The following is a 19,787-nucleotide window of genomic DNA, read 5'->3' on the forward strand; positions in this document are numbered from 1 at the left end:
ATTGAATCGGCTTCGGAACACAGGAGCGTGGTCCATGTCATCGATTGTCATCATCCGACCGTTCGCGGCCGCCCTGCTGGGCCTGCTGGCGGTACCCTCCCTCGGGTCGGCGCAGGCGCCGCGCGCCGATGCCTATGAAGCGATCGTGCTGCAGTCGCACGAATTCCTGACCTACCACCCGGACCTGCGCTTCCGCGGGCTCGGCATGGATGCCCGTGAACGCGGCCGCGACGAAGAAGCCCGCACCCAGTTCCGCAATGCCGCGCGCTATGGCGACAAGCTCTCCCAGGCGGCGCTGGCGGACATGCTGTGGAACGGCCAGGGGGGTCCCGCCGACCGCGCGCTGGGCTATGCCTGGATGGACCTGGCCGCCGAGCGCGGCACCGAATGGCTGGTGGTGCAGCGCGAGCGCTACTGGCAGGCGTTGACGCCCGAGGAACGCGAGCGCGCCGTGCGCGAGGGTCGCACGCTGTACACCGAGTTCGGCGACCCGGCAGCCAGCCCGAGGCTGGAGCGCGAACTGCGGGCCGGCAGCATGCAACAAACCGGCAGCCGCGCCGGCTGGAGCGGTGCCATGCGCAGCCAGGGCCGCGGCGATGCCGGGGCACGCGTGCTGCAGCCGGAGAAGCATCAACTGGCGCGCTACTGGGATCCAGTGGCCTACCGGCAGTGGCAGGACGAGGAGCTGGCCCGGTCCGGACGATGACCCTCATCCCACGTGCAATCGGCGCCGTCGCGCTGATGCTGCTGGCGCCCTTCTGCGCCACCGCCAGCCCCTGCGCTCCCGACCCTACGGCGTCGATCCCGTCGGCCCTGCTGACCGAAGGCTTCCTGCAGGCCCACCCTGACCTCTACTGGCGCGACCTGGGCCAGCTGTCCTGGCGGCGCGGCAAGCCGGCACAGGCCTTGATGCGCTTCCAGCGCGCGAGCCTGTACGCCGACAAGTTCTCGCAATCGATGGTCGCGCGCATGTACCAGGAAGGTGTCGGCACCGAGACCGACCTGGTACTGGCCTACATCTGGATGGACCTGGCCTCCGAACGCGGCTACCGCGACCTGCTGGTCGAGCGCGAGCGGTACTGGCAACGGTTGGATCCTGCACAGCGCCAGCGGGTGCTTGCCGAAGGCCCGGCGTTGTACGCGCAGTACGGCGATGACGTGGCCAAGCCACGCATGGAGACCGTTCTCCGGGTCGCGCGCAACAGCATGACCGGCAGCCGTACCGGCTTCGTCAACCCCGGTCTGCGCATGGAGCTGGGCGAAGGCCCGGAAGCCAACCGGATGATTACCGGCGATGATTACTACCGTGACGCCTTCTGGGAACCGGACAGCTACTGGTGCCTGCAGGACCAGATCTGGCAGAACGCTCCGCCGACACCCAGCGTCGAGATCGGCACCCTGCGGCAGGTGCGCGACGAGGAGCCGGGTGGCGACTAGAATTGGCCGATGGCCAAGCTCTATTTCTACTATTCGGCGATGAACGCCGGCAAGACCACCACCCTGCTGCAGAGCGCACACAACTACCGCGAGCGCGGCATGCGGGTGGCGATCCTGACCCCGCGCCTGGACGATCGTGCCGGCGCCGGCGTGGTTGCCTCGCGCATCGGCCTGCGTGCGGACGGCATGGCCTTCGACCGTGACACCGACCTGCAGCGCTGGGTCGAGCAGGACCTGGCGACGAACGGGCCGATGGGCTGCGTGCTGGTGGACGAAGCGCAGTTCCTCAGCCGCGCCCAGGTCTGGCAGCTCAGCGAGGTCGTCGACCAGCTGCGCATTCCGGTGCTGTGCTACGGCCTGCGCACCGACTTCCGGGGCGAGCTGTTCGAAGGCAGCCAGTACCTGCTGGCCTGGGCCGACGAAATGCAGGAGATCAAGACCATCTGCCACAGCGGCAAGAAGGCGACGATGACGGTGCGCGTGGACGAGCATGGCCACGCCGTGCAGGACGGCCCGCAGGTGGAGATCGGCGGCAACGACCGCTACGTGTCGGTCAGCCGCGCGGAGTTCAAGAAGATCACACGCGGCGAAGGCCGGATCGATCCGGCGCAGGCGCCGCTGCCGCTGTAAAGGGTGTTCGGCAGGGCTGCGCCCTGCACCTGCCGAGGCCGGAGCCAGAGCAACGGCAAAAGCGGGCTATCCGTGGGATGGCGGGGCACTGTGGGTTTGCGGGGACGCCGTAAACCCGTCCATGGGGGCTTGGTCGCGGCATGAATGCCTGCTTTTGACGTTGATCTGGCTTGTAAGCAGGTGCAGGGCTGCAAGCCCTGCAACCCACCACCCCTCTTAGTACAGCGTGCGCTCCGGCGCACCCGCCGGCGGCGGGGTGTACTGGTACAGCCAGGTCTCGGTCAGCGTCTTGCCACCACTGCGCAGGAACAGGCGGATGTCGATCTGCTCGGTGCTGCCTTCCGGCGGGACCAGGTCGAACATCGCGCGGTAACCGTTGATCTCGCGCAGCGGTCGCGCCGACACGATCTCGACCCGGCCGCGGCTGGCTTCCACCACTGCCTCGACCTCGCCCTTGTCGATCAGCCGGGCCAGTTCGCCGCCCTCGAAGTCCACCGCGAAGCGCCAGCTGAAGTACTCGCGCTTCTTGCCGACCACGCCACCCAGGCCGGTGCGGCTGGCCACGCAGTGCGCCAGCGGCGGCCGTGCGGGCGGCTCGGCACCCCAGTACAGGCGATACCCGACCAGCAGTTCCTGGCCCGGCTGCGGCTTTTCCTTCGGGTTCCAGAACGCCACGATGTTGTCGAAGGTCTCGTCCACGGTGGGAATCTCCACCAGCTGCACCGAGCCTTCGCCCCATTCGCCCTTCGGCTCCACCCACAGGCAGGGGCGCTTCTCGTAGAACACGCCGTCGTCCTGGTAGTGGTCGAAGTTGCGGTCGCGCTGCAGCAGGCCGAAACCACGCGGGTTGCGGTCCACGAACATGTTGAAGCGCAGGTTGCGCGGGTTCAACAGCGGCCGCCAGATCCACTCACCGGCGCCGGTCCACAGTGACAGGCCGTCGGTGTCGTGGATCTCCGGGCGCCAGTCCCATGCCATGCGGCGATCGTTCTCGCCCACCTGGTACATGCTGGTGCACGGCGCGATGCCCAGCCGCTCGATCGCCTTGCGCGGGTACAGCGCGCTGTCGATATCCATCAGCAGCACGTCGCCATTGGTGATCGCGAAGCGATAGGCGCCGGCCACGCTGGGCGAATCCAGCAGGCCGTAGACCACGATCGTCTCCGAATCAGCCGACGGCTGTTCCAGGTAATAGGCGATGAAGTCCGGAAATTCCTCCGGCTTGCCCATACCGGTGTCGATCGCAAGGCCGCGCGCGGACTGGCCGTACTGGCCTTCCTTGCCGACCGCACGGAAGTAGCTGGCGCCGAGGAAGGCGGCAAAATCGCGGTCGGTGTCCTTGCGGGTGTTCAGCCGGAAACCGGCGAAGCCAAGGTCGGCCGGCAGCTCGCCGTCCTTGATGCCGCTCTTGCCGTAGTTGAACGCTGCGCCGTCATAGGCCAGTTCCTGCGCCTTGCCGTCGACCACGTCGAACATGCGCACCGGCGAATGGAAATACAGGCCCAGATGGAAGAACTTGGCCTGGAACTTGCCCGGCTGGTCGGCCCACAGTGCGTGGTCCTGGCGGTAGCCGATCGACTGGTACTGGTCCCAGTCCAGGCCTTCCAGGCGGCCCGGCAACACCCGCTTGTGGCTCTTGTAGGGCGCCTGTGCCAGCGCGCGCGCCTGGCCCTTCAGGGTGGCGAAGTCGAACGGCTGCGGCTGGCCGAGGCGGCGCAGGCCCATCTGGCCGCTCTTGCTGGCCGCACACGCGGGCAGGGACGGCAGGCCGAATGCAGCCAGGGCGAGGGAGGCATTGCGGATGAAGTCGCGTCGTTGCATGCAGGCGCGTCGGGCACAGAGGGAAGGTCGGCCATCATAGGCAGACAAACGTTAACGGGCAGCGGAGACGCGCCCTGCCCGTTCAGCTGCCGCTGGCCGCGCGCCTCAGCGCTGGCAGTGGCTGCACCAGACGCTGGCGCGCTGGCCAATGGTGGCGTGCTTCAGCGTGCGGCCACAGTTCGGGCAGGGCAGGCCGTCGCGGCCGTACACCAGCAGTTCCTGCTCGAAGTAGCCCGGCGCACCATCGGGACTGATGAAATCACGCAGCGTGGTGCCGCCACGGGTAATGGCGTAGCCCAGGATCTCCTTCACCGCGTCGGCCAGCCGTTGGTAGCGCTCGCGCGAGATCTTCCCGGCCTCGCGCAGCGGGCTGATGCCGGCCTTGAACAGGCTCTCGGCGGCGTAGATGTTGCCCACCCCCACTACCACCGCCTGGTCCATCAGGAAGGTCTTCACCGGCGCGCTGCGTCCACGGCTGCGGGCAAACAGATAGCTGCCGTCAAAGGCATCATCCAGCGGCTCCGGACCCAGCCCCTGCAGCAGCGGGTGGACCTCGCCGGCGGGTTGCCAGAGCAGGCTGCCGAAGCGGCGCGGGTCGTTGAAGCGCAGCAGGCGACCGTTGTCCAGGCTGATGTCGACGTGGTCGTGGGCACGCAGCGGGGTATCGCCAGGCAGCACGCGCAGGCTGCCGGACATGCCCAGGTGCAGCACCGCGCTGCCGATGGCGGTATCCAGCAGCAGGTACTTGGCGCGCCGACGGATGTCCTCGATGCGCTGCCCTGGCAGCAGCTCGGCTACTTCCGGCGGAATCGGCCAGCGCAGGTCGGCGCGGCGAAGGATCACGCCGTGCACGCGGCGGCCCTGCAGGTGCGGCGCCAGGCCGCGGCGGGTGGTTTCTACTTCGGGCAGTTCAGGCATGGGGCGATTCTACGCCCGCCCCTCATGCTATCCGTCACCGACCGGTAGCGCCGGGCCATGCCCGGCGGGGTGTCCCGTCCGCGCGGCGCGCTCGCCGGGCATGGCCCGGCGCTGCCAGGCGTGCTCAACGCGGCGGTGCCGCCAGCTCTCGCGCATCCAGGAATCCATCACCGTTGGCATCCTGCTTGTGGAAGCGCTGCACGATCACCTGCCGCTGCTGCTCGCGGCTGATCGCCCGGCCCTTGCCGCCTGGCAGCTCATCGGCGCTCAGCACGCCATCGCCATTGCGGTCCATGCGGTCGAAGGCATACAGCATCCACTGCACGTACTCGGATTCACTCACCCGGCCGTCGCCATCGCTGTCCATCCGCTGGAGATAGCTGGTGGTGTCGGTGACCTGGGCCAGCGCCACGCCCGGCAGCAGCACCGCAAGCAGAACCCCGTACCCTGCCCTCACGCGCCCACCAGGCTGTAGCCCTTCAAGCGCGCGGCGTAGGCCTGGAGCGCGGCAATGCCACTTTCCTCGGCCTCGCGGCACCAGGCCTGCAGCTGGTGCAGGCGCTCGGCCGCATCGTGGCCGCGGGCTTCCAGCAATGCGGCCAGGCGCCCGCGGTATTCAACCAGGGTGCGGATCCGCGGCCGTTGCGACACCCATTCGCTGAGCTGGGCGCGACCATCCGGCTTCAGCCAGCGGCCATCGTTGACCAGGCCACGGCGCAGCCGGCGCGGCAGCAGGCGGCGCAGCTTGGCCCCGGCCTGTGCGGCCTCCTCGCGCAGGGCCGGCATGAACACGTTGCGCTGGTAGTCGGTCATCGCCTGGAAGCGGTGCGACAGCAGCGCCTTCAGTGTTTCGGCATCGGGCACGGCGATGTTCGGGCGCACGTCCATGGCCGGCGCCACCCGCAGCACCTTGGCAAGGCGCAGCGCCTGCAGCACGCGGATCGCGCCCCAGCCGATGTCGAATTCCCAGCGCCGCATCGCGAAGCGCGCCGAGCTGGGGAAGGCATGGTGATTGTTGTGCAGCTCCTCGCCACCAATCCAGACGCCCCACGGCGTAAGGTTGGTGGAGGTATCGGCCGATTCGTAGTTGCGGTAGCCCCACCAGTGGCCCAGGCCGTTGACCACGCCGGCCGCCCAGAACGGGATCCACGCCATCTGGATCGCCCACAGGGCCACGCCGGGCAGGCCGAACAACACGGTATTGATCGCGAACAGCAGCACCGGCCCCAGCGTGGCATGCGGGGTATACAGGCGGCGCTCGATCGCATCATCCGGAGTGCCGCGGCCGTACTGCTCGATGTCCGCGCGCTGGCCGCGCGCTTCCCGGTACAGCTCCACGCCGTGCCAGAACACCTTGCCGATGCCGCGGGTGACCGGGCTGTGCGGGTCGTCCTCGGTCTCCACCTTGGCGTGGTGCTTGCGATGGATCGCCACCCACTCCTTGGTGATCATCGAGGTGGTCAGCCAGGTCCAGAAGCGGAAGAAGTGCGCCACCACCGGATGGAAGTCCACGCCCCGGTGCGCCTGGCTGCGATGCAGGTACAGGGTCACCGAGAAGATGGTGATCTGGGTGAAGACCAGCAGCACGACCAGCATGGCCCACCAGCCCAGGCCGAGCACACCACCGGTCAACAGGGACATCAGGACATCAGGCATGACGGCTCTCCGGATCGACGCGGGGATGGCAGACATCATGGGCGCTTGCGTTGCAAACTGCATCCCCGCGGCGGTGCTTCGCATCGCCATCCGAGGCACCGTTCACAGTTGGGGACCTGAGTTGTCGAGCCTTGATCCGCGCGCCTGCGCCGTTTCCGTTGCCCCGTCCGCCGGGGAACTGCCGCCGTTGATCGAACTGGACCGCGCCACCGTGGTGCGCGGCCAGGTGAAGGTGCTGCACGGACTCAGCCTGCGCATCGCGCAGGGCCAGCACACCGCCCTGCTCGGCCCCAACGGCTGCGGCAAGTCGACCTTCATCAAGCTGATCACCCGCGAGCTGTACCCGCTGGCGCAGGCCGACGGCACGGTGGCGGTGAAGGTGCTGGGGCAGAACCGCTGGCAGGTCGACCGGCTGCGCTCACAGCTGGGCATCGTCACTGGCGACCTCAGCAGCAACCTGGCCGACATGCCCGGGCTGACGGTGGAGCAGGCGGTGCTGTCCGGCTTCTTCGCCAGCTACGTGGTGCCGGCCTTCCGCGAAGTGACCGCCGACATGCAAGAACGAGTTGGCGAGACACTGGCGATGACCGGCGCCCTGTCCCTGCGCGGGCGCGCGTATGCCGAGCTGTCCGCCGGCGAAACCCGCCGCGTGCTGATCGCACGGGCGCTGGTCAACCGGCCACAGGCGCTGCTGCTGGACGAGCCCTCCACCGGCCTGGACCTGGTCGCCCGCGAGCAGCTGGTGGCGACCATGCGAGTGCTGGCCCAGCAGGGCATCACCCTGGTGCTGGTGACCCACCACATCGAAGAGATCATTCCCGAGATCGAGCGGGTGGTGCTGCTGCGCGACGGCCGCGTACTGGCCGACGGCACCCGCGCAGAGCTGCTGCGCAACGAGCCGCTGTCGGCGGTCTTCGGCGGCGCGATCACGGTGGTCGAGCAGGAAGGCCGGCTGACCGCCTACGCGGGGTAGACAGACGCATCGCTTTCCGTAGCCGTCTGTAGCGTCCAGCCATGCTCGACTGCCGTTCGCCGCGAGCAGAAGCAGCCGAGCATGGCTCGGCTCTACAAGGAGCATTGCAGCGGGCCGGAACCCGGCCCGCTGCACGCAACCTCAGAACCGCAACGCCAGTGCGCGCGATTCAATCGGTGCCATCCGGCTCTGGTCCTGCAGTTGCAGGTCGCGCAGCTCGTACGGTGCGCCGAAGCCAGCCGGCAACGCAGCCTGGTCGAACGGCAGCACCAGCTGGCCTGCGCCCGGGCCATCGAACCACGCCGCCGCGTGCGCCTGTGCAACCGGCTTCAATTGGCCATCGCGGGCAGTGGCGTACAGCGTGCCGCGCGCTTCGTAGCGACCGGCCGCAGCCACCTGCAGGGGCAGTGCCACCTGGCGGGTGTCCGGGTCCGGTGCGGCCTGTCCACTGAAGCGGGCAGTCGGCCGTGCCACCGCGAAGGCGACCTTGCCATCGCGCAGCACACCGTCGGCCTGCGCGAACACCTGCAGTTCCCACAGCCCCTGAACGGTTCCGACATCGGCCGGGATCCTTACCTGCGCGCGCAGCGCACCATTGGTGGTGCGCAGCAGCCGTTGCGGCCAGCTGCGGCCATCCGGTGCGACCAGCAACGCTTCACCGCCCAGGCTGCCGCGACGCGCCGCCAACGCTGCGGCGGAGGTACCGTCTTCCAGCAGGCGTGCCTGCAGCTGCACGCTGCCGCCGGCCAGCACCTGCGCCTGGTTGGCCTGCACCTCCAGCCGCAGCGGGCTGTTCGGTTCCAGTACCTGCACCACATAGCGACCCTGCGCCTGCGCGCTCTGCAGCGTATACGCACCGACTGCACTGGTCGCGCCGGTACGCAGCATGCTGCTGCCATCGCTCACCGGCATGCCGGCATCCTGCAGCGCGCGCGCATCGACACTGCGCGCCACGCTGCTGCGTCCGGCCGGGTCGCGCACCTGCAGGGAGTTGGCCGGCAGTGCGCGGGCACCGTCGGCCGGGCTCAGCTGGATCACCGCATCCGGCGCCGTCAGCGGCAGGTCCAGGCCGCGTTGCAACTGCGTGCCATCGACCTGCTGCCAGTAGCTGCGACTGACCGAGGCATACGGCGTGGTCGGCTGCAGCGGTTGCGCCGGGTCCAAGGCCCAGGCAAAAGCCAGCAGCGCGTGTTCGCTTTCATCGGTGGGCAGCGGCGCGGCCACCAGGGCGGCGGGCACCTGATCGCCTGCGCGGACGGCCTGCAGCGGCTGTGCGGCCTGCGCTGTGGACAGGGACAGCACTGCCAGCACGGCGCTGGCCAGCAAGGTGGAATGGATCGTCATGGTCGTTTCCCTCACTGGGTCAGGTCGTTGCGCAGAAGGGTGCCGAGGCCGAAGCACTCGCGGCGGCTCTGGTTATGGCTGAGCGGTTCTGCACCCTGGGTACGCGCCTTGTCGGTGAACCAGGTGGTGCCGGCAGCCTTCTGGCTGCTGCACTCCAGGAAGCCATCGGAGCAGGACGACAACCAGTTCTGGGTGAATTCCAGGCCGACGTTGGCGGCATAGCCACCGCAGTAACTGTTGCTGTCCCACACGGCCGACTCCACGTCGCTGCCGACCACCGCACGGAACGGCTTGGGCAACGCAGGGCGACCGGCGGTGCCGTAGAGGTTCTGCGCGTTGTAGGTGGCCATGCTTGCCACCTGTTGCTGGCGCACCGCGTCGTTCTTGTAACCCAGCAACCAGCCCAGCGAGGTTTCGAAGGTATTGCCGTTGAGCACCGCATCGGCCAGCGGTGTGCCGGCAGAAGACGGCGCCAGCGCGTTGACCTTGCGCACCGTGCGGATGATCTTCGGATAGCGGCTGTCGTAGGTCGGATTGGACAGGATCCAGCGCATCACGTTGCCGCCATTGGAGTGGGTGATCACCACCAGCTGGGTGATGCCGCGGCTGTCGATGAAGCCGGTCAGCTGGTTGGCCAGGCAGCCGGCGGCTTCCGGCTTCCACATGTACTGGGTGAAGTCGCAGTTGATGACCACATAGTTGCTGCTGTTCGGCAGGCCCTGGCGCACGGTGTCGATGATCGCCGGCTGCCAGTAGTCCTGGGTGGCATTGGTCTGCGCGCCGGTGCCATGCACGAAGGCCACGCCGACCACGTCGGCGGCTTGCGCTTGGGCGGTTGCCAGCCCGAGGAGCAGGGCCAGGACGGTACTTCCTGTTGCGGTGCTGCGCATCGCTTCTCTCCCTCTGTCAGCGGATCCCCCCGACCCGGCTGGAACTGGACGGCGTCTCGATCACCGTTGTGCCGATGCTCACGGCGCGGCCGCGTGAAAGTCCGTGCGCTCCGCCCGGATTCAGGAGACTGACGACACTCGATGACGTTTTTCATACTGCTGCGATGACCATGCCGGGTCTGGCCGTATGACCGATGGCCACTGCGGTGTCGCATACGGGCTGCGATCATGAAGCGATGTTTTTCCTCCGGAGCCCGTCCATGTCGCTGATTTCCCACCCCGCCCGCCCCCTGCTCGGCCTCGCCGTTGCCGTGGCCCTGGCTGGTTGTGCCGCCACCGCCGCCAAGCCGACCGCCGTCGAAGCCAACATCACCACCAAGGCGGTGGGCTATCTGGACAAGAGTGCGGTTCCGGCCAGCCTCGACCTGGTGCCGGCCCCGCCGGTGGCCGGTTCGGCCGCCCTCGCGCTGGACGAACAGGTCAGCCGTGAAGCCCGCGCGCTGCGTGGCAGCCCGCGCTTCGCCCAGGCCGGCGTCGATGCCGAACTCGGCTTCCCCGAAGGCGCCAACCACTTCTCCTGCGCCGCCGACATCGACGTCGATGCAGTGAAGACCCCGGCGCTGTACCGCCTGCTCGAGCGCAGCCGGATCGACGCCAGCGCCGCCACCAAGGCGGCCAAGAACCACTACCAGCGCCCCCGCCCGTTCATGGTCAACGGTGAGCCGACCTGCTCGCCGAAGGACGAGGAAGGCCTGCGCAAGAACGGCTCCTACCCGTCCGGCCACACCTCGATCGGCTGGGCCTGGGCACTGATCCTGTCGGAGATCGCACCGGACCGCGCCGATGCCATCCAGGCGCGTGGCCGCAACTACGGCGAGAGCCGCCTGGTGTGCAACGTGCACTGGCAGAGCGACATCCTCGAAGGCCGTTTCATGGGCGCCGCCGCCGTGGCCCGCCTGCACGACAACGCCGCGTTCAACAAGGATCTGCTGGCCGCACGCAAGGAGATCGCTGCCGCGCGCAAGGCCGGCCTGCACTCCAGCCGCGACTGCGCTACCGAGAATGCGGTGCTGAAGGTGCGCCCGCAGAGCGCGCTGTAAGCGGCGATCCGGGGTCGGATCCCTTTCCGCAGGAAAGGGCTCTGACCCCATACAGCAGAAGGGCCGGCATTGCGCCGGCCCTTCTTCATTGCATCACGATCGACCGCATCAGAACTTCGCGGTGAACTCCACGCCCCAGGTACGCGGCTCGTTGAGGAAGCCGGTCAGGTTGTTGAAGTCGATCGCGCCGACCACGCGGGTCTGGTTGGTCAGGTTGCGGCCGAACACCGCCACGTCGTACTGGCCGTAATCCCAGTTGTAACCCAGGCGCAGGCCACCTTCCAGCGAACTACGGCCGCGGAATTCCGGCGACTCGTAGATGAAGAAGTTCACCGCGCTGCGGTAGGCCCAGTCGGTGTAGGCATACAGCTCGCTGCCATCGCTGAGCGGGAAGCCGACGCGCAGGGTCGCGTTGTGGATCCACTTCGGCGCCTGCGGCAGCGGGTTGCCGTTGACCAGCGCATAGGTGCCACCGTTGATGACGGTGGTCGGATCGTTGATGGTGCAGCCACCGCCGCAGATCGCCACCGCCAGATCCTTGTCCTTGATCTCGGTGTCGTTGTAGCTGCTGCCGAAGGTCAACAGGACGTTGTCAGCCAGGTAGGCTTCCAGGTCCAGCTCCACGCCCTGGCCGATGGTCTTGTCGGCGTTGAGCAGGGTGGCGGTGTTGTTGGTGCCGCCCACCGCGATCAGCTGCTGGCCATCGACGTTGTAGCGGAACACGCTCAAGCCCAGGCGCGCGCGACGCTCGAACAGGTCGGCCTTGATGCCGGCTTCGTACGAGATCACCTTCTCCGAATCGGCCTGAGACAGGCCCGGCGCGAAGGCCAGGCGGCCCTGGATCGACGGCGCACGGAAGCCCTTGGCCACGCGGGCGTAGGCATTCACGTTGTCGGTCAGCTTGTACACGCCGCTGACATCCCAGCTGACGTCGTTGACGTCGGTGTTGGCCAGATACGGGCCACTGACCGGGGTACCGAACGGCACGGCCTGCAGCACGCTGGCGCTGAAGTCCTTCTTGTCCTGCGTATAGCGCACGCCGGCACGCAGCTTGAAGCGGTCGGTGACATCGAAGTCACCCGAGGCGAACACCGCCCACGCCTTGTTGCGCTGGTTCTGCACCACGTGGCCGGTCTGCGGGTTGCCCGGGGTCAGCGAGTCGTAGTTGAAGTTGTTGATGGTCACGTCTTCATCGAAGTAGAAGACACCGGCCTGCCAGTCGAAGCGACCCCACTCGTTGGATTCGACGCGGAATTCCTGGGTCCACTGGCGGTGGTGCGGCAGGCCGTCGGCCGACTCGGACGAGAACGGGATGAGGCCCGGGCCGGAGTTGCCCGCGCCCAGGAACGCAGCGCCGTAGCCACCGTCGATATCACCGCGGTTGAGCGATTCGGCGGTCTCGTAGCCGGTGATCGAATGCAGGGTCACCGAGCCGAGGTTCCACTGCAGGCGTGCGCTGCCGCCCCAGGTCTTCAGGTCGGAGAAGTTGACGCCGTCGTTGGCGACCTTGTCGCGGTCGAAGTTCTCGACCAGTGAATTGCCACCCTTTTCGATGATGTTGGCGCGGAACAGGCGAGCGGTGCCGTTGAGCTTGCGCTTGTGCAGGTTGAACAGTGCTTCGAAGTCGTCGCCTTCGTACAGGAACTGCACGCGGCCGGCAGCTTCGTCATAGCCTTCGAAACCGCTGTTGGGCGCACCGGCACGGGTGTTGTCGACCCAGTCGTCACGGCGCTGGTAGATGGCCGACACGCGCGCCGACCAGCGATCGGTCAGCGGGCCGCCGTAGGCACCCTGCACATTCCAGCTGTTGTAGCTGCCATAGCCCACGCGCACGTAGCCGTCGGCATCCTGCGACGGGCGCGCCGAATCGAACTTGACCACGCCGGCCGGGGTGTTGCGGCCGAACAGCGTGCCCTGCGGGCCGCGCAGCACTTCCACGTTGGCCAGGTCGAACAGCGGGAAGCCCTTCAGCAGCGGGCTTTCCTGCACCACGTCGTCGTACACCAGCGACACCGGCTGCGACGCGTTGAGGTCGAAGTCGGTGTTGCCGAGGCCGCGGATGTAGAAGCGCGGGAAGGCACGGCCGTAGGAGGACTCGATGTTGAGGCTGGGCACGCGTGCGGCCAGGAAGCGGATGTCATCACCCGCCGAACCCAGCACATCGAGCTTCTCGCCCTGGATCGCGCTGATCGCAACCGGCACGTCCTTGGCGTTCTCGACACGGCGCTGCGCGGTCACCTGCAGGGCATCGAGGGCAACCGGATCCTTGGCGGCGGGGGTTTCCTGGGCGGCTGCTACCAGCGGCAGCAGGGCGGAAAGAGCAGCAACGAGGGGGCGCGCGACCGGAAGGCGGCCACGGGAAGTGCGGGTCGGAGACATGGCGGTAGGCTGTGTTTGGAGGGGTGGTAAAACGGCGCTACCAGATAATTGTTGCAATACAGCACCTGCCCCGCAAATGCCGGCCGTTCATGGCCGCGTCGCCCGGCGGCCGGGTCGCTCGCTAGACTCGGGGTTTTCCAACCCTGCGGAGCCACCGCGATGACCCAGTGGTACTTCCATGCCTCCGCCCAGGCCGAGCGTATCGGCCCGCTTGATGACGAGGCCGCGCGCCGATATGCGCAGGCCAACCCGCGCGCTCTGGCCTGGTGCCAGGGCATGAGCGGATGGACCCCTATTGCCGATGTGGCCGAGCTGCAGTCCGCGGCCCCGGGCATGCCCAACACCCCACCGCCAGTCCCCGCCGCCGCCAGCGGCCGTGCCGACGACATCGAATTCCGCATCGTCGGCCATGAAATGCAGTTCGTCGAAATCGAGCTTGATCCCGGCGAGAGCGCCATTGCCGAAGCCGGCGCACTGATGTTCAAGGACGCATCGGTGCAGATGGACACGGTGTTCGGTGCCGCCACCGGCGACCAGGGCGGCGGTTTGATGGGCAAGGTGATGGCCGCCGGCAAGCGCGTGCTGACCGGCGAGAGCCTGTTCGCCACCGTCTACACCCAGAGCGGCCACGGCAAGGGCAAGGTCGCCTTCGCCGCGCCCTACCCCGGCACCGTGCTGGCAATGAAGCTGGACCAGCATGGCGGCCGCCTGATCTGCCAGAAGGACAGCTTCCTGGCCGGCGCGCGCGGTGTGCAGATCGGCGTGCAGTTCCAGCGCAAGATCATGACCGGCCTGTTCGGCGGCGAAGGTTTCATCATGCAGAAGCTGGAGGGCGACGGCTGGGTGTTCATCCACGCCGGTGGCTGCGTGGTGGAGCGCGAGCTGGCGGCCGGCGAGCGGCTGGATGTGGATACCGGCTGCGTGGTGGCCTACCACCCGACCGTGGACATGGATGTGCGCCGGGTCGCCGGCATCAAGAGCATGCTGTTCGGTGGCGAAGGCGTGTTCCTGGCCACGCTGACCGGTCCCGGAAAGGTCTGGCTGCAGTCGCTGCCGTTCTCGCGCCTGGCCGGCCGCATGTGGATGGCCGCACCGCAGGGCGGTGGCCAGAACCGCGGCGAGGGTTCGGTGCTGGGCGGCCTGGGCCGGATGCTGGACGGCGACAACCGGTTCTGACCACAGGATCTCGGTGGGTGCCGACCTTGGTCGGCACTGGAATCTGCGCGTGCCGACCAGGTCGGGACCTACCGGCCCCCTTTCCTGAATGGGCGAGACTCCCCACCCTGCCCGGCCCACCACGGCTTCGGTATGCTGGCGCCCTTTCCTGAATCCGGCGCCACGAGCGCACTGCCGATGAGCCTGTTCCGCCCCCGCATGCTGCTGTCCGTCGCCCTGATCGGCCTGCTGGCCGCCTGCGGTGGCGACCCGGTCCGCCCCACGCCGCCGCCGGCGCCGACCGTGGTGCCGCAGGCCAAGCCGGTGAAGATCGGTATCGCCCTCGGCGGTGGCGCAGCCAAGGGCTTCGCCCACATCGGCGTGATCAAGATGCTGGAGGCCAACGGCTTCGAGCCGGCCGTGGTGTCCGGCACCAGCGCCGGCAGCGTCGTTGGCGCGCTGTATGCCAGCGGCATGGACGCGTTCCAGATGCAGAGCAAGGCGGTCGCGCTGGACGAAGCCAGCATCCGCGACGTGCGCCTGTTCTCCGGCGGCCTGGTGCAGGGCCAGAAGCTGCAGGACTACGTCAACGAGCAGGTCGCCAACCGTCCTGCCGAGCGCCTGAAGAAACCGTTCGCCGCGGTCGCCACCCAGCTGGAAACCGGCGAACGCGCGATCTTCGTGCGCGGCAATGTCGGCCAGGCCGTGCGCGCGTCGAGCAGCATTCCCGGCGTGTTCGAGCCAGTGAAGATCGGCGGTCGCAACTACATCGACGGCGGCGTGGTCAGCCCGGTGCCGGTGGATGCCGCGCGCCAGCTCGGCGCCGACTTCGTGATCGCCGTGGACATCTCCAGCAAGGCAAGCGGCAAAGCGCCGAACGATATGCTGGGCATCGTCAACCAGTCCATCTCGATCATGGGCCAACGCCTGGGCGAGCAGGAACTGGCGCGCGCCGACATCGTCATCCGCCCGAAGGTGCTGGACATCGGCGCTGCCGATTTCAGCCAGCGCGGCACCGCCATCCTGGAAGGCGAAAAGGCCGCAATGGCGGCGATGCCGCAGATCCGCGCCAAGATCCAGCAGCTGCAGCGCGCACGCGCCGCCGCGGCGGCACCGGCGCCGGTGGCCGCGGCGAAGTGCGAGGAAGCCTCGCGCCTGGGCAAGCTGATGGGCCGCAAGGACAAATGCTGACGGCGTGATGCCTGGCCACCGGGTTCGCCCGGTGGTCGCTCAGGGCTCCAGCTGCGAGAGCGGCAGTGCCTGGAAGCCCTTCACCGTGCGCAGCACGAAGCTGGAGTTGGCATCGGCCACGCCACCGGCATTGAGCAGGCGGTCCAGCAGGAAGCGCGAGAAGTGCTCCAGGTCGCGCACGTAGACGTGCAGCAGGTAGTCCATGTCGCCGGTCAGCGCATGGCAGGCCACCACTTCATCCCAGGCCTGCACGCTGTCGACGAAGTGCCCGATCGCGGCCTGGTCGTGCTTTTCCAGCTGCACGCGCACGAAGGCCTGCAGGCCCAGGCGCAGCTGCCGTGGTTCCAGCCGCGCGCCATAGCCGACGATGACGCCCTCGCTTTCCAGCCGCTGCAGGCGCCGCAGGCAGGCCGAGGGCGAGAGATTCACCCGCGTTGCCAGCTCGGCGTTGGTGGCGCGCCCATCCCGCTGGATTTCAGCCAGCAGACGTATATCCGTGCGATCGAACTGGACTTCTCCGGCCATTGTTGCCCCGCAACATGGTGAGTACGCAAGGATATTGCGCCAACAAGGCCAATCGACGCAACTTTTGCAACCCTGTTGCGCGCGCCCTGCCCTAGCATCGTGGGTATCTCATCCCGGAGTGCCCCATGGACCTCGCCCAGCCCCGCCGCGTCGAACACCAGCAGACCGACAAGGGCTACGTGCCGGTGTATACCACCGCGCTCGTCGAGCAGCCGTGGGACACCTACAGCGCCGACGACCACGCCACCTGGAGCACGCTGTACCAGCGCCAGCGCGAGCTGCTGGTCGGCCGCGCCTGCCAGGAATTCCTGGATGCGCAGGACGAGATGGGCATGAGCGCGCACATGATTCCGCGTTTCGACCAGCTCAACGAAGTGCTCGGCGCCGCCACCGGCTGGACCCTGGTCGGTGTCGAAGGCCTGCTGCCGGAGCTGGATTTCTTCGACCACCTGGCCAACCGTCGTTTTCCGGTGACCTGGTGGATCCGTCGCCCGGAACAGATCGACTACATCGCCGAGCCGGACCTGTTCCACGATCTGTTCGGCCATGTGCCGCTGCTGATGAATCCGGTATTCGCCGACTACATGGAGGCGTATGGCCGTGGCGGCGTCAAAGCCCACGCGATCGGTCCGGACGCGCTGCAGAACCTGACCCGCCTGTACTGGTACACGGTGGAGTTCGGCCTGATCGATACGCCCGAAGGCCTGCGCATCTACGGCGCCGGCATCGTGTCGTCGAAGGGCGAATCGCTGTACTCGCTGGAATCGGCCGCGCCCAACCGCATCGGTTTCGACCTGCAGCGGATCATGCGCACGAAGTACCGCATCGACACCTTCCAGAAGACCTACTTCGTCATCGACAGCTTCGAACAGCTGATGCAGGCAACGTCACCGGACTTCACCCCGATCTACGCCGCGCTGGCCGATCAGTCGCATCTGCCGGCGGGTGACGTGCAGGACGATGACCGCGTGTTCCAGAAGGGCAGCGGCGAAGGCTGGGCCGACGGCGGCGACGTGTAAGCACGCGCAACCTGCCTGCACTGCTGCTGCGGTGCAGGCGAGGGCAGGGCAGTCAGCCGTCCACCGCCCGGCAGGAACCGCGCACCATCAGCTGTGGATGCACACTGGCCGCAGTCGGCGCATCCGGCACGTCGGTCTGCACCAGCATCGCAGCGGCCATGCGGCCGATGTCGGAGACGTGGCGGCGCACCGAGGTCAGCGGCGGCCACAACCGCGACGCCAGCGGGCTGTCGTCGTAGCTGACGATCGACAACTGCTGCGGCACCGCGATGCCCGCACGCAACGCCACCTGGTACACGCCGGCCGCCATTTCATCGTTGCCGGCGAAGATCGCACTGGGCCGTCCTTCGCCCATCAGCAGGCGCTCGGCGGCATGCACGCCGGACTCGAACGTATCGCCTGCTTCCAGCACACGCTCACCCGGCAGGGTCAGCCCCACCTGAGCCAGCCGATCGAGGAAACCATGGGTACGCTCGCGTGCGGTACGGCGGTCGCCCGGACCGGTAATCACCGCAATGTCGCGGTGGCCGAGCGAGAGCAGGTAGCCCGCCGCAGCGGCTGCACCGTCGCGATCGTGGGTGACCACCGCCTGTGCTTCGTCGTCAGAGGCATGCGCGTTGATGCGGATGTAGCGGCATTCGATCTCGTCGAGCATTCCAGTCAGCGCCACCGACTCGGAGGCGCGCGGGCCAAGGATCACGCCATGCAGTTTCTGCTGCTGCACGAAGCGCCGCACACCCTGCGCGCAGTCCGCGGACTGGCTGTCGCAGGGGTGCACCACCAGCTCATAGCCGGTGCCGCGCAGCGCTTCCAGTGCGCCCTGCTGCAGGTCGACGATGCATTGGGCGCCCGGGTCGTCATACACCAGGCCGATCAGGAAGGAGCGGCGGAACGCGAGTCCGCGCGCCAAGGGGTCGGGCACGTAACCGACCTCGCGCATCAACGCCTCGACCTTGTCGCGGGTGTCTTTGCGCACCAGCGGCGAGTTGTTGATGATTCTTGAAACCGTTTTCTTGGAAACTCCCGACAGTCGTGCGATGTCGTTGATCGTGGCAGCCTTGCCCTTCGATGCCGGCAACGCGGCATCGCTAATAATTCGCACTGACATGTATAGAACCAGGTAAGTCGGAGAATTCTAGCCTTGCGCCGTTGGGGCGCGAAGTTGCGGAATGTCGCAGCGAAGATGGATCGCGTCGTGTTCGACCGCTTCTGCTCCGCGAGGTTCCATTGTGATCGCTCTACTTGATGTGCATCTGAACCGTTCTTCCGCGCGTGTTCACCATGAATGCGGGCGCGACGCGCGCGAACGCCAACATTCCCTTAACCAGGCTCCGCTACAGTCGGGGCATGGACCTGCAGACTTCTCCGTTTCCGGCGTTCCGTGGCCGCGATCGGTTGATCGCCGCCGTCGACGCGGCGATGACCTCCGGTGATGCCGGGCGCATCACCGCCGATCTGCAGTTGGCACTGCAGGACGCCATCGCAGACAGCCGCATCGAACTTCCCGAGTGCGTGCATCGTCCGGTCGGTGATCATTACGCGCGACGCCCGCTCTACCACAGCCGCGAACACGGCTACAGCGTGATTGCCATGAGCTGGGGCCCAGGGCAGGGCACGCCGCTGCACGACCACGATGCCATGTGGTGTGTGGAGGGAGTGTGGTTGGGCGAACTGGAGATCACCCGCTATGAACTGCTGGAGCGCAACGGCGAGCGCTGCCGCTTCCGTCGCCATGCCGCGCTGCGCGGGGGCTGCGGCAGTGCTGGCAGCCTGATTCCACCGCATGAGTACCACACCCTGCGCAATGCCAGCGACGCGGCCCTGGCAATCTCGGTGCATGTGTATGAGGCACCGATGGAGCGGGCCGCGGTGTTCGATCCGCTCGGTGGTGACTGGTACCAGCGTCGCATCCAGGCACTGCAGGCCGACCCGGCCTGAGCGGGGGGCAGGGCGGGGCACCACCAGCACCCTCGTGAGCCACGTGGCATCATGCGCCGCTGCGCTGCCGGACCCGGCGGCGATCCGCGATGCCCCGTCGGGCAAGGAGCAAGACCATGTCCAGCGCTGATCCGCGCCTGCGCGCGCTGTTGAAGCTGGCACCGGTGATTCCGGTGTACACCCCCGAAGATGTTAATGAAGCGGTCGAAGTGGCCCAGGCACTGTTCCGCGGTGGCCTGCCGGTGATCGAAGTGACGCTGCGCACGCCGCAGGCACTGGATGCAATCAAGGCCATGGTCGAGGCCGTGCCCGATGCCGTGATCGGCGCCGGCACCGTGCTCAACGCCGCACAGATGCAGGCGGCAAAGCAGGCCGGTGCGCGTTTTGCCGTTTCCCCCGGTGCCACGCCGGCGCTGTATGCCGCCGCGCGCGATGCCGACCTGCCGTACCTGCCCGGTGCCGCCACTGCCTCGGACCTGATCCTGGGCCTGGAGCACGGCCAGGACACCTTCAAGTTCTTCCCGGCAGTGCAGGCCGGTGGCGCCGCACTGCTGGCCGCCTGGCATGGCCCGTTCGCCGATGTGCGCTTCTGCCCGACCGGCGGCATCAGCGCGCAGACCGCGCCGCAGTTCCTGCACCTGCCCAACGTGCTGTGCGTGGGCGGTTCGTGGCTGACCACCCCGGCACTGCTGCAGACCCGCGACTGGGATGCGATCGAGCGTCTGGCCCGCGAGGCTTCGGTACTGGCCGGCTGAACCTGCTGCAGGAATCTTCAAAGGTTTGATCGTGATCAAAGCGCCGGCCTCGTGCC

General features: G+C 67.7%; 19 protein-coding genes. 10 read left to right on the top strand and 9 right to left on the bottom strand.

Going from position 1 to position 19,787, the window contains the following annotated elements; all coding sequences use genetic code 11:
* The first annotated feature begins 34 nt into the window (after window positions 1-34).
* From AC07M7_RS11270 to AC07M7_RS11280, 3 genes are read left to right on the top strand one after another with little or no spacing between them, the layout of a single operon-like run.
* Window positions 35-706 (top strand): SEL1-like repeat protein, encoded by a 672-nt coding sequence (locus tag AC07M7_RS11270; protein ID WP_046984695.1) that lies wholly within the window; start codon window positions 35-37, stop codon window positions 704-706.
* On the top strand, window positions 703-1,437 hold the full coding sequence (locus AC07M7_RS11275; RefSeq protein ID WP_430766743.1) for an SEL1-like repeat protein: 735 nt from the start codon (window positions 703-705) through the stop codon (window positions 1,435-1,437). The genes AC07M7_RS11270 and AC07M7_RS11275 overlap by 4 nt, the downstream gene beginning before the upstream one ends.
* Before the next feature lie 9 nt (window positions 1,438-1,446).
* Complete coding sequence (locus tag AC07M7_RS11280; protein ID WP_046984694.1) at window positions 1,447-2,067, top strand: thymidine kinase; 621 nt, start codon at window positions 1,447-1,449, stop codon at window positions 2,065-2,067.
* A 216-nt stretch (window positions 2,068-2,283) separates the two neighbouring features.
* Here AC07M7_RS11280 and AC07M7_RS11285 read toward each other — a convergent pair whose 3' ends face one another.
* The 4 genes from AC07M7_RS11285 to AC07M7_RS11300 form a co-directional block, all read right to left on the bottom strand.
* Window positions 2,284-3,888, bottom strand: coding sequence for an OpgD/OpgG family glucan biosynthesis protein (locus AC07M7_RS11285; RefSeq protein ID WP_012509627.1), 1,605 nt, complete (start codon window positions 3,886-3,888; stop codon window positions 2,284-2,286).
* 105 nt (window positions 3,889-3,993) lie between these two features.
* Window positions 3,994-4,806 carry a bifunctional DNA-formamidopyrimidine glycosylase/DNA-(apurinic or apyrimidinic site) lyase gene (gene mutM / locus AC07M7_RS11290; protein WP_046984692.1) on the bottom strand — a complete coding sequence of 271 codons (813 nt, stop codon included), beginning with the start codon at window positions 4,804-4,806 and terminating at the stop codon, window positions 3,994-3,996.
* A gap of 124 nt (window positions 4,807-4,930) precedes the next feature.
* Window positions 4,931-5,263 carry an EF-hand domain-containing protein gene (locus tag AC07M7_RS11295; RefSeq protein ID WP_253077929.1) on the bottom strand — a complete coding sequence of 111 codons (333 nt, stop codon included), beginning with the start codon at window positions 5,261-5,263 and terminating at the stop codon, window positions 4,931-4,933.
* Window positions 5,260-6,462: a DesA family fatty acid desaturase gene (locus AC07M7_RS11300; RefSeq protein WP_253077928.1), complete on the bottom strand. Its 1,203-nt coding sequence runs from the start codon at window positions 6,460-6,462 to the stop codon at window positions 5,260-5,262. The genes AC07M7_RS11295 and AC07M7_RS11300 overlap by 4 nt, the downstream gene beginning before the upstream one ends.
* A 187-nt stretch (window positions 6,463-6,649) precedes the next feature.
* On the opposite strand from AC07M7_RS11300, the gene AC07M7_RS11305 reads away from it, so the two are divergent.
* Window positions 6,650-7,435: an ABC transporter ATP-binding protein gene (locus AC07M7_RS11305; protein WP_046984689.1), complete on the top strand. Its 786-nt coding sequence runs from the start codon at window positions 6,650-6,652 to the stop codon at window positions 7,433-7,435.
* A 141-nt stretch (window positions 7,436-7,576) separates the two neighbouring features.
* Here the strand turns inward: AC07M7_RS11305 and AC07M7_RS11310 are convergent, their stop codons facing one another.
* Together AC07M7_RS11310 and AC07M7_RS11315 are read right to left on the bottom strand one after the other, a co-directional pair.
* Window positions 7,577-8,779 carry a DUF4785 domain-containing protein gene (locus AC07M7_RS11310; RefSeq protein ID WP_495207414.1) on the bottom strand — a complete coding sequence of 401 codons (1,203 nt, stop codon included), beginning with the start codon at window positions 8,777-8,779 and terminating at the stop codon, window positions 7,577-7,579.
* Window positions 8,780-8,790: 11 nt separating this feature from the next.
* Window positions 8,791-9,669, bottom strand: a complete 879-nt coding sequence (locus tag AC07M7_RS11315; RefSeq protein WP_253077926.1) for a hypothetical protein — start codon at window positions 9,667-9,669, stop codon at window positions 8,791-8,793.
* Between the two features lie 260 nt (window positions 9,670-9,929).
* Between AC07M7_RS11315 and AC07M7_RS11320 the strand changes: the two genes are divergently transcribed.
* Complete coding sequence (locus AC07M7_RS11320) at window positions 9,930-10,769, top strand: acid phosphatase (protein WP_100442918.1); 840 nt, start codon at window positions 9,930-9,932, stop codon at window positions 10,767-10,769.
* A 108-nt stretch (window positions 10,770-10,877) separates the two neighbouring features.
* Here AC07M7_RS11320 and AC07M7_RS11325 read toward each other — a convergent pair whose 3' ends face one another.
* On the bottom strand, window positions 10,878-13,148 hold the full coding sequence (locus AC07M7_RS11325; protein ID WP_046985030.1) for a TonB-dependent receptor: 2,271 nt from the start codon (window positions 13,146-13,148) through the stop codon (window positions 10,878-10,880).
* Window positions 13,149-13,307: 159 nt separating this feature from the next.
* Here AC07M7_RS11325 and AC07M7_RS11330 point away from each other — a divergent pair, with 159 nt between their 5' ends.
* Together AC07M7_RS11330 and AC07M7_RS11335 are read left to right on the top strand one after the other, a co-directional pair.
* The gene (locus AC07M7_RS11330) at window positions 13,308-14,324 is read left to right on the top strand and encodes a TIGR00266 family protein (RefSeq protein ID WP_495207415.1); all 1,017 of its coding nucleotides are present in this window, start codon (window positions 13,308-13,310) and stop codon (window positions 14,322-14,324) included.
* Between the two features lie 177 nt (window positions 14,325-14,501).
* A complete protein-coding gene (locus tag AC07M7_RS11335; RefSeq protein ID WP_495207416.1) occupies window positions 14,502-15,494 on the top strand; it encodes a patatin-like phospholipase family protein in 993 nt (330 codons plus the stop codon).
* Window positions 15,495-15,533: 39 nt separating this feature from the next.
* Here the strand turns inward: AC07M7_RS11335 and AC07M7_RS11340 are convergent, their stop codons facing one another.
* Window positions 15,534-16,019 (bottom strand): Lrp/AsnC family transcriptional regulator, encoded by a 486-nt coding sequence (locus AC07M7_RS11340; RefSeq protein ID WP_046985032.1) that lies wholly within the window; start codon window positions 16,017-16,019, stop codon window positions 15,534-15,536.
* A 125-nt stretch (window positions 16,020-16,144) separates the two neighbouring features.
* Here AC07M7_RS11340 and phhA point away from each other — a divergent pair, with 125 nt between their 5' ends.
* Window positions 16,145-17,038, top strand: coding sequence for a phenylalanine 4-monooxygenase (phhA, locus tag AC07M7_RS11345; protein WP_046985033.1), 894 nt, complete (start codon window positions 16,145-16,147; stop codon window positions 17,036-17,038).
* A 52-nt stretch (window positions 17,039-17,090) separates the two neighbouring features.
* On the opposite strand, the gene AC07M7_RS11350 is transcribed toward phhA, so the two are convergent.
* On the bottom strand, window positions 17,091-18,146 hold the full coding sequence (locus AC07M7_RS11350; RefSeq protein ID WP_430766746.1) for a LacI family DNA-binding transcriptional regulator: 1,056 nt from the start codon (window positions 18,144-18,146) through the stop codon (window positions 17,091-17,093).
* Between the two features lie 239 nt (window positions 18,147-18,385).
* Between AC07M7_RS11350 and AC07M7_RS11355 the strand changes: the two genes are divergently transcribed.
* Together AC07M7_RS11355 and eda are read left to right on the top strand one after the other, a co-directional pair.
* Window positions 18,386-18,976, top strand: coding sequence for a cysteine dioxygenase family protein (locus tag AC07M7_RS11355; protein ID WP_046985035.1), 591 nt, complete (start codon window positions 18,386-18,388; stop codon window positions 18,974-18,976).
* 116 nt (window positions 18,977-19,092) lie between these two features.
* Window positions 19,093-19,731 carry a bifunctional 4-hydroxy-2-oxoglutarate aldolase/2-dehydro-3-deoxy-phosphogluconate aldolase gene (eda, locus tag AC07M7_RS11360; protein WP_046985036.1) on the top strand — a complete coding sequence of 213 codons (639 nt, stop codon included), beginning with the start codon at window positions 19,093-19,095 and terminating at the stop codon, window positions 19,729-19,731.
* The last annotated feature ends 56 nt before the right edge of the window (window positions 19,732-19,787 follow it).

It is taken from the genome of Stenotrophomonas sp. GW821-FHT09E08 (genome assembly GCF_059416125.1).

Bases quoted from the DNA above. Each gene is read 5' to 3' on its own strand.
- AC07M7_RS11270 (WP_046984695.1), top strand. From the start codon at position 35: ATGTCATCGATTGTCATCATCCGACCGTTCGCGGCCGCCCTGCTGGGC.
- AC07M7_RS11275 (WP_430766743.1), top strand. From the start codon at position 703: ATGACCCTCATCCCACGTGCAATCGGCGCCGTCGCGCTGATGCTGCTG.
- AC07M7_RS11280 (WP_046984694.1), top strand. From the start codon at position 1,447: ATGGCCAAGCTCTATTTCTACTATTCGGCGATGAACGCCGGCAAGACC.
- AC07M7_RS11285 (WP_012509627.1), bottom strand. From the start codon at position 3,888: ATGCAACGACGCGACTTCATCCGCAATGCCTCCCTCGCCCTGGCTGCA.
- mutM (WP_046984692.1), bottom strand. From the start codon at position 4,806: ATGCCTGAACTGCCCGAAGTAGAAACCACCCGCCGCGGCCTGGCGCCG.
- AC07M7_RS11300 (WP_253077928.1), bottom strand. From the start codon at position 6,462: ATGCCTGATGTCCTGATGTCCCTGTTGACCGGTGGTGTGCTCGGCCTG.
- AC07M7_RS11310 (WP_495207414.1), bottom strand. From the start codon at position 8,779: ATGACGATCCATTCCACCTTGCTGGCCAGCGCCGTGCTGGCAGTGCTG.
- AC07M7_RS11315 (WP_253077926.1), bottom strand. From the start codon at position 9,669: ATGCGCAGCACCGCAACAGGAAGTACCGTCCTGGCCCTGCTCCTCGGG.
- AC07M7_RS11320 (WP_100442918.1), top strand. From the start codon at position 9,930: ATGTCGCTGATTTCCCACCCCGCCCGCCCCCTGCTCGGCCTCGCCGTT.
- AC07M7_RS11325 (WP_046985030.1), bottom strand. From the start codon at position 13,148: ATGTCTCCGACCCGCACTTCCCGTGGCCGCCTTCCGGTCGCGCGCCCC.
- AC07M7_RS11330 (WP_495207415.1), top strand. From the start codon at position 13,308: ATGACCCAGTGGTACTTCCATGCCTCCGCCCAGGCCGAGCGTATCGGC.
- AC07M7_RS11335 (WP_495207416.1), top strand. From the start codon at position 14,502: ATGAGCCTGTTCCGCCCCCGCATGCTGCTGTCCGTCGCCCTGATCGGC.
- AC07M7_RS11340 (WP_046985032.1), bottom strand. From the start codon at position 16,019: ATGGCCGGAGAAGTCCAGTTCGATCGCACGGATATACGTCTGCTGGCT.
- phhA (WP_046985033.1), top strand. From the start codon at position 16,145: ATGGACCTCGCCCAGCCCCGCCGCGTCGAACACCAGCAGACCGACAAG.
- AC07M7_RS11350 (WP_430766746.1), bottom strand. From the start codon at position 18,146: ATGTCAGTGCGAATTATTAGCGATGCCGCGTTGCCGGCATCGAAGGGC.
- AC07M7_RS11355 (WP_046985035.1), top strand. From the start codon at position 18,386: ATGGACCTGCAGACTTCTCCGTTTCCGGCGTTCCGTGGCCGCGATCGG.
- eda (WP_046985036.1), top strand. From the start codon at position 19,093: ATGTCCAGCGCTGATCCGCGCCTGCGCGCGCTGTTGAAGCTGGCACCG.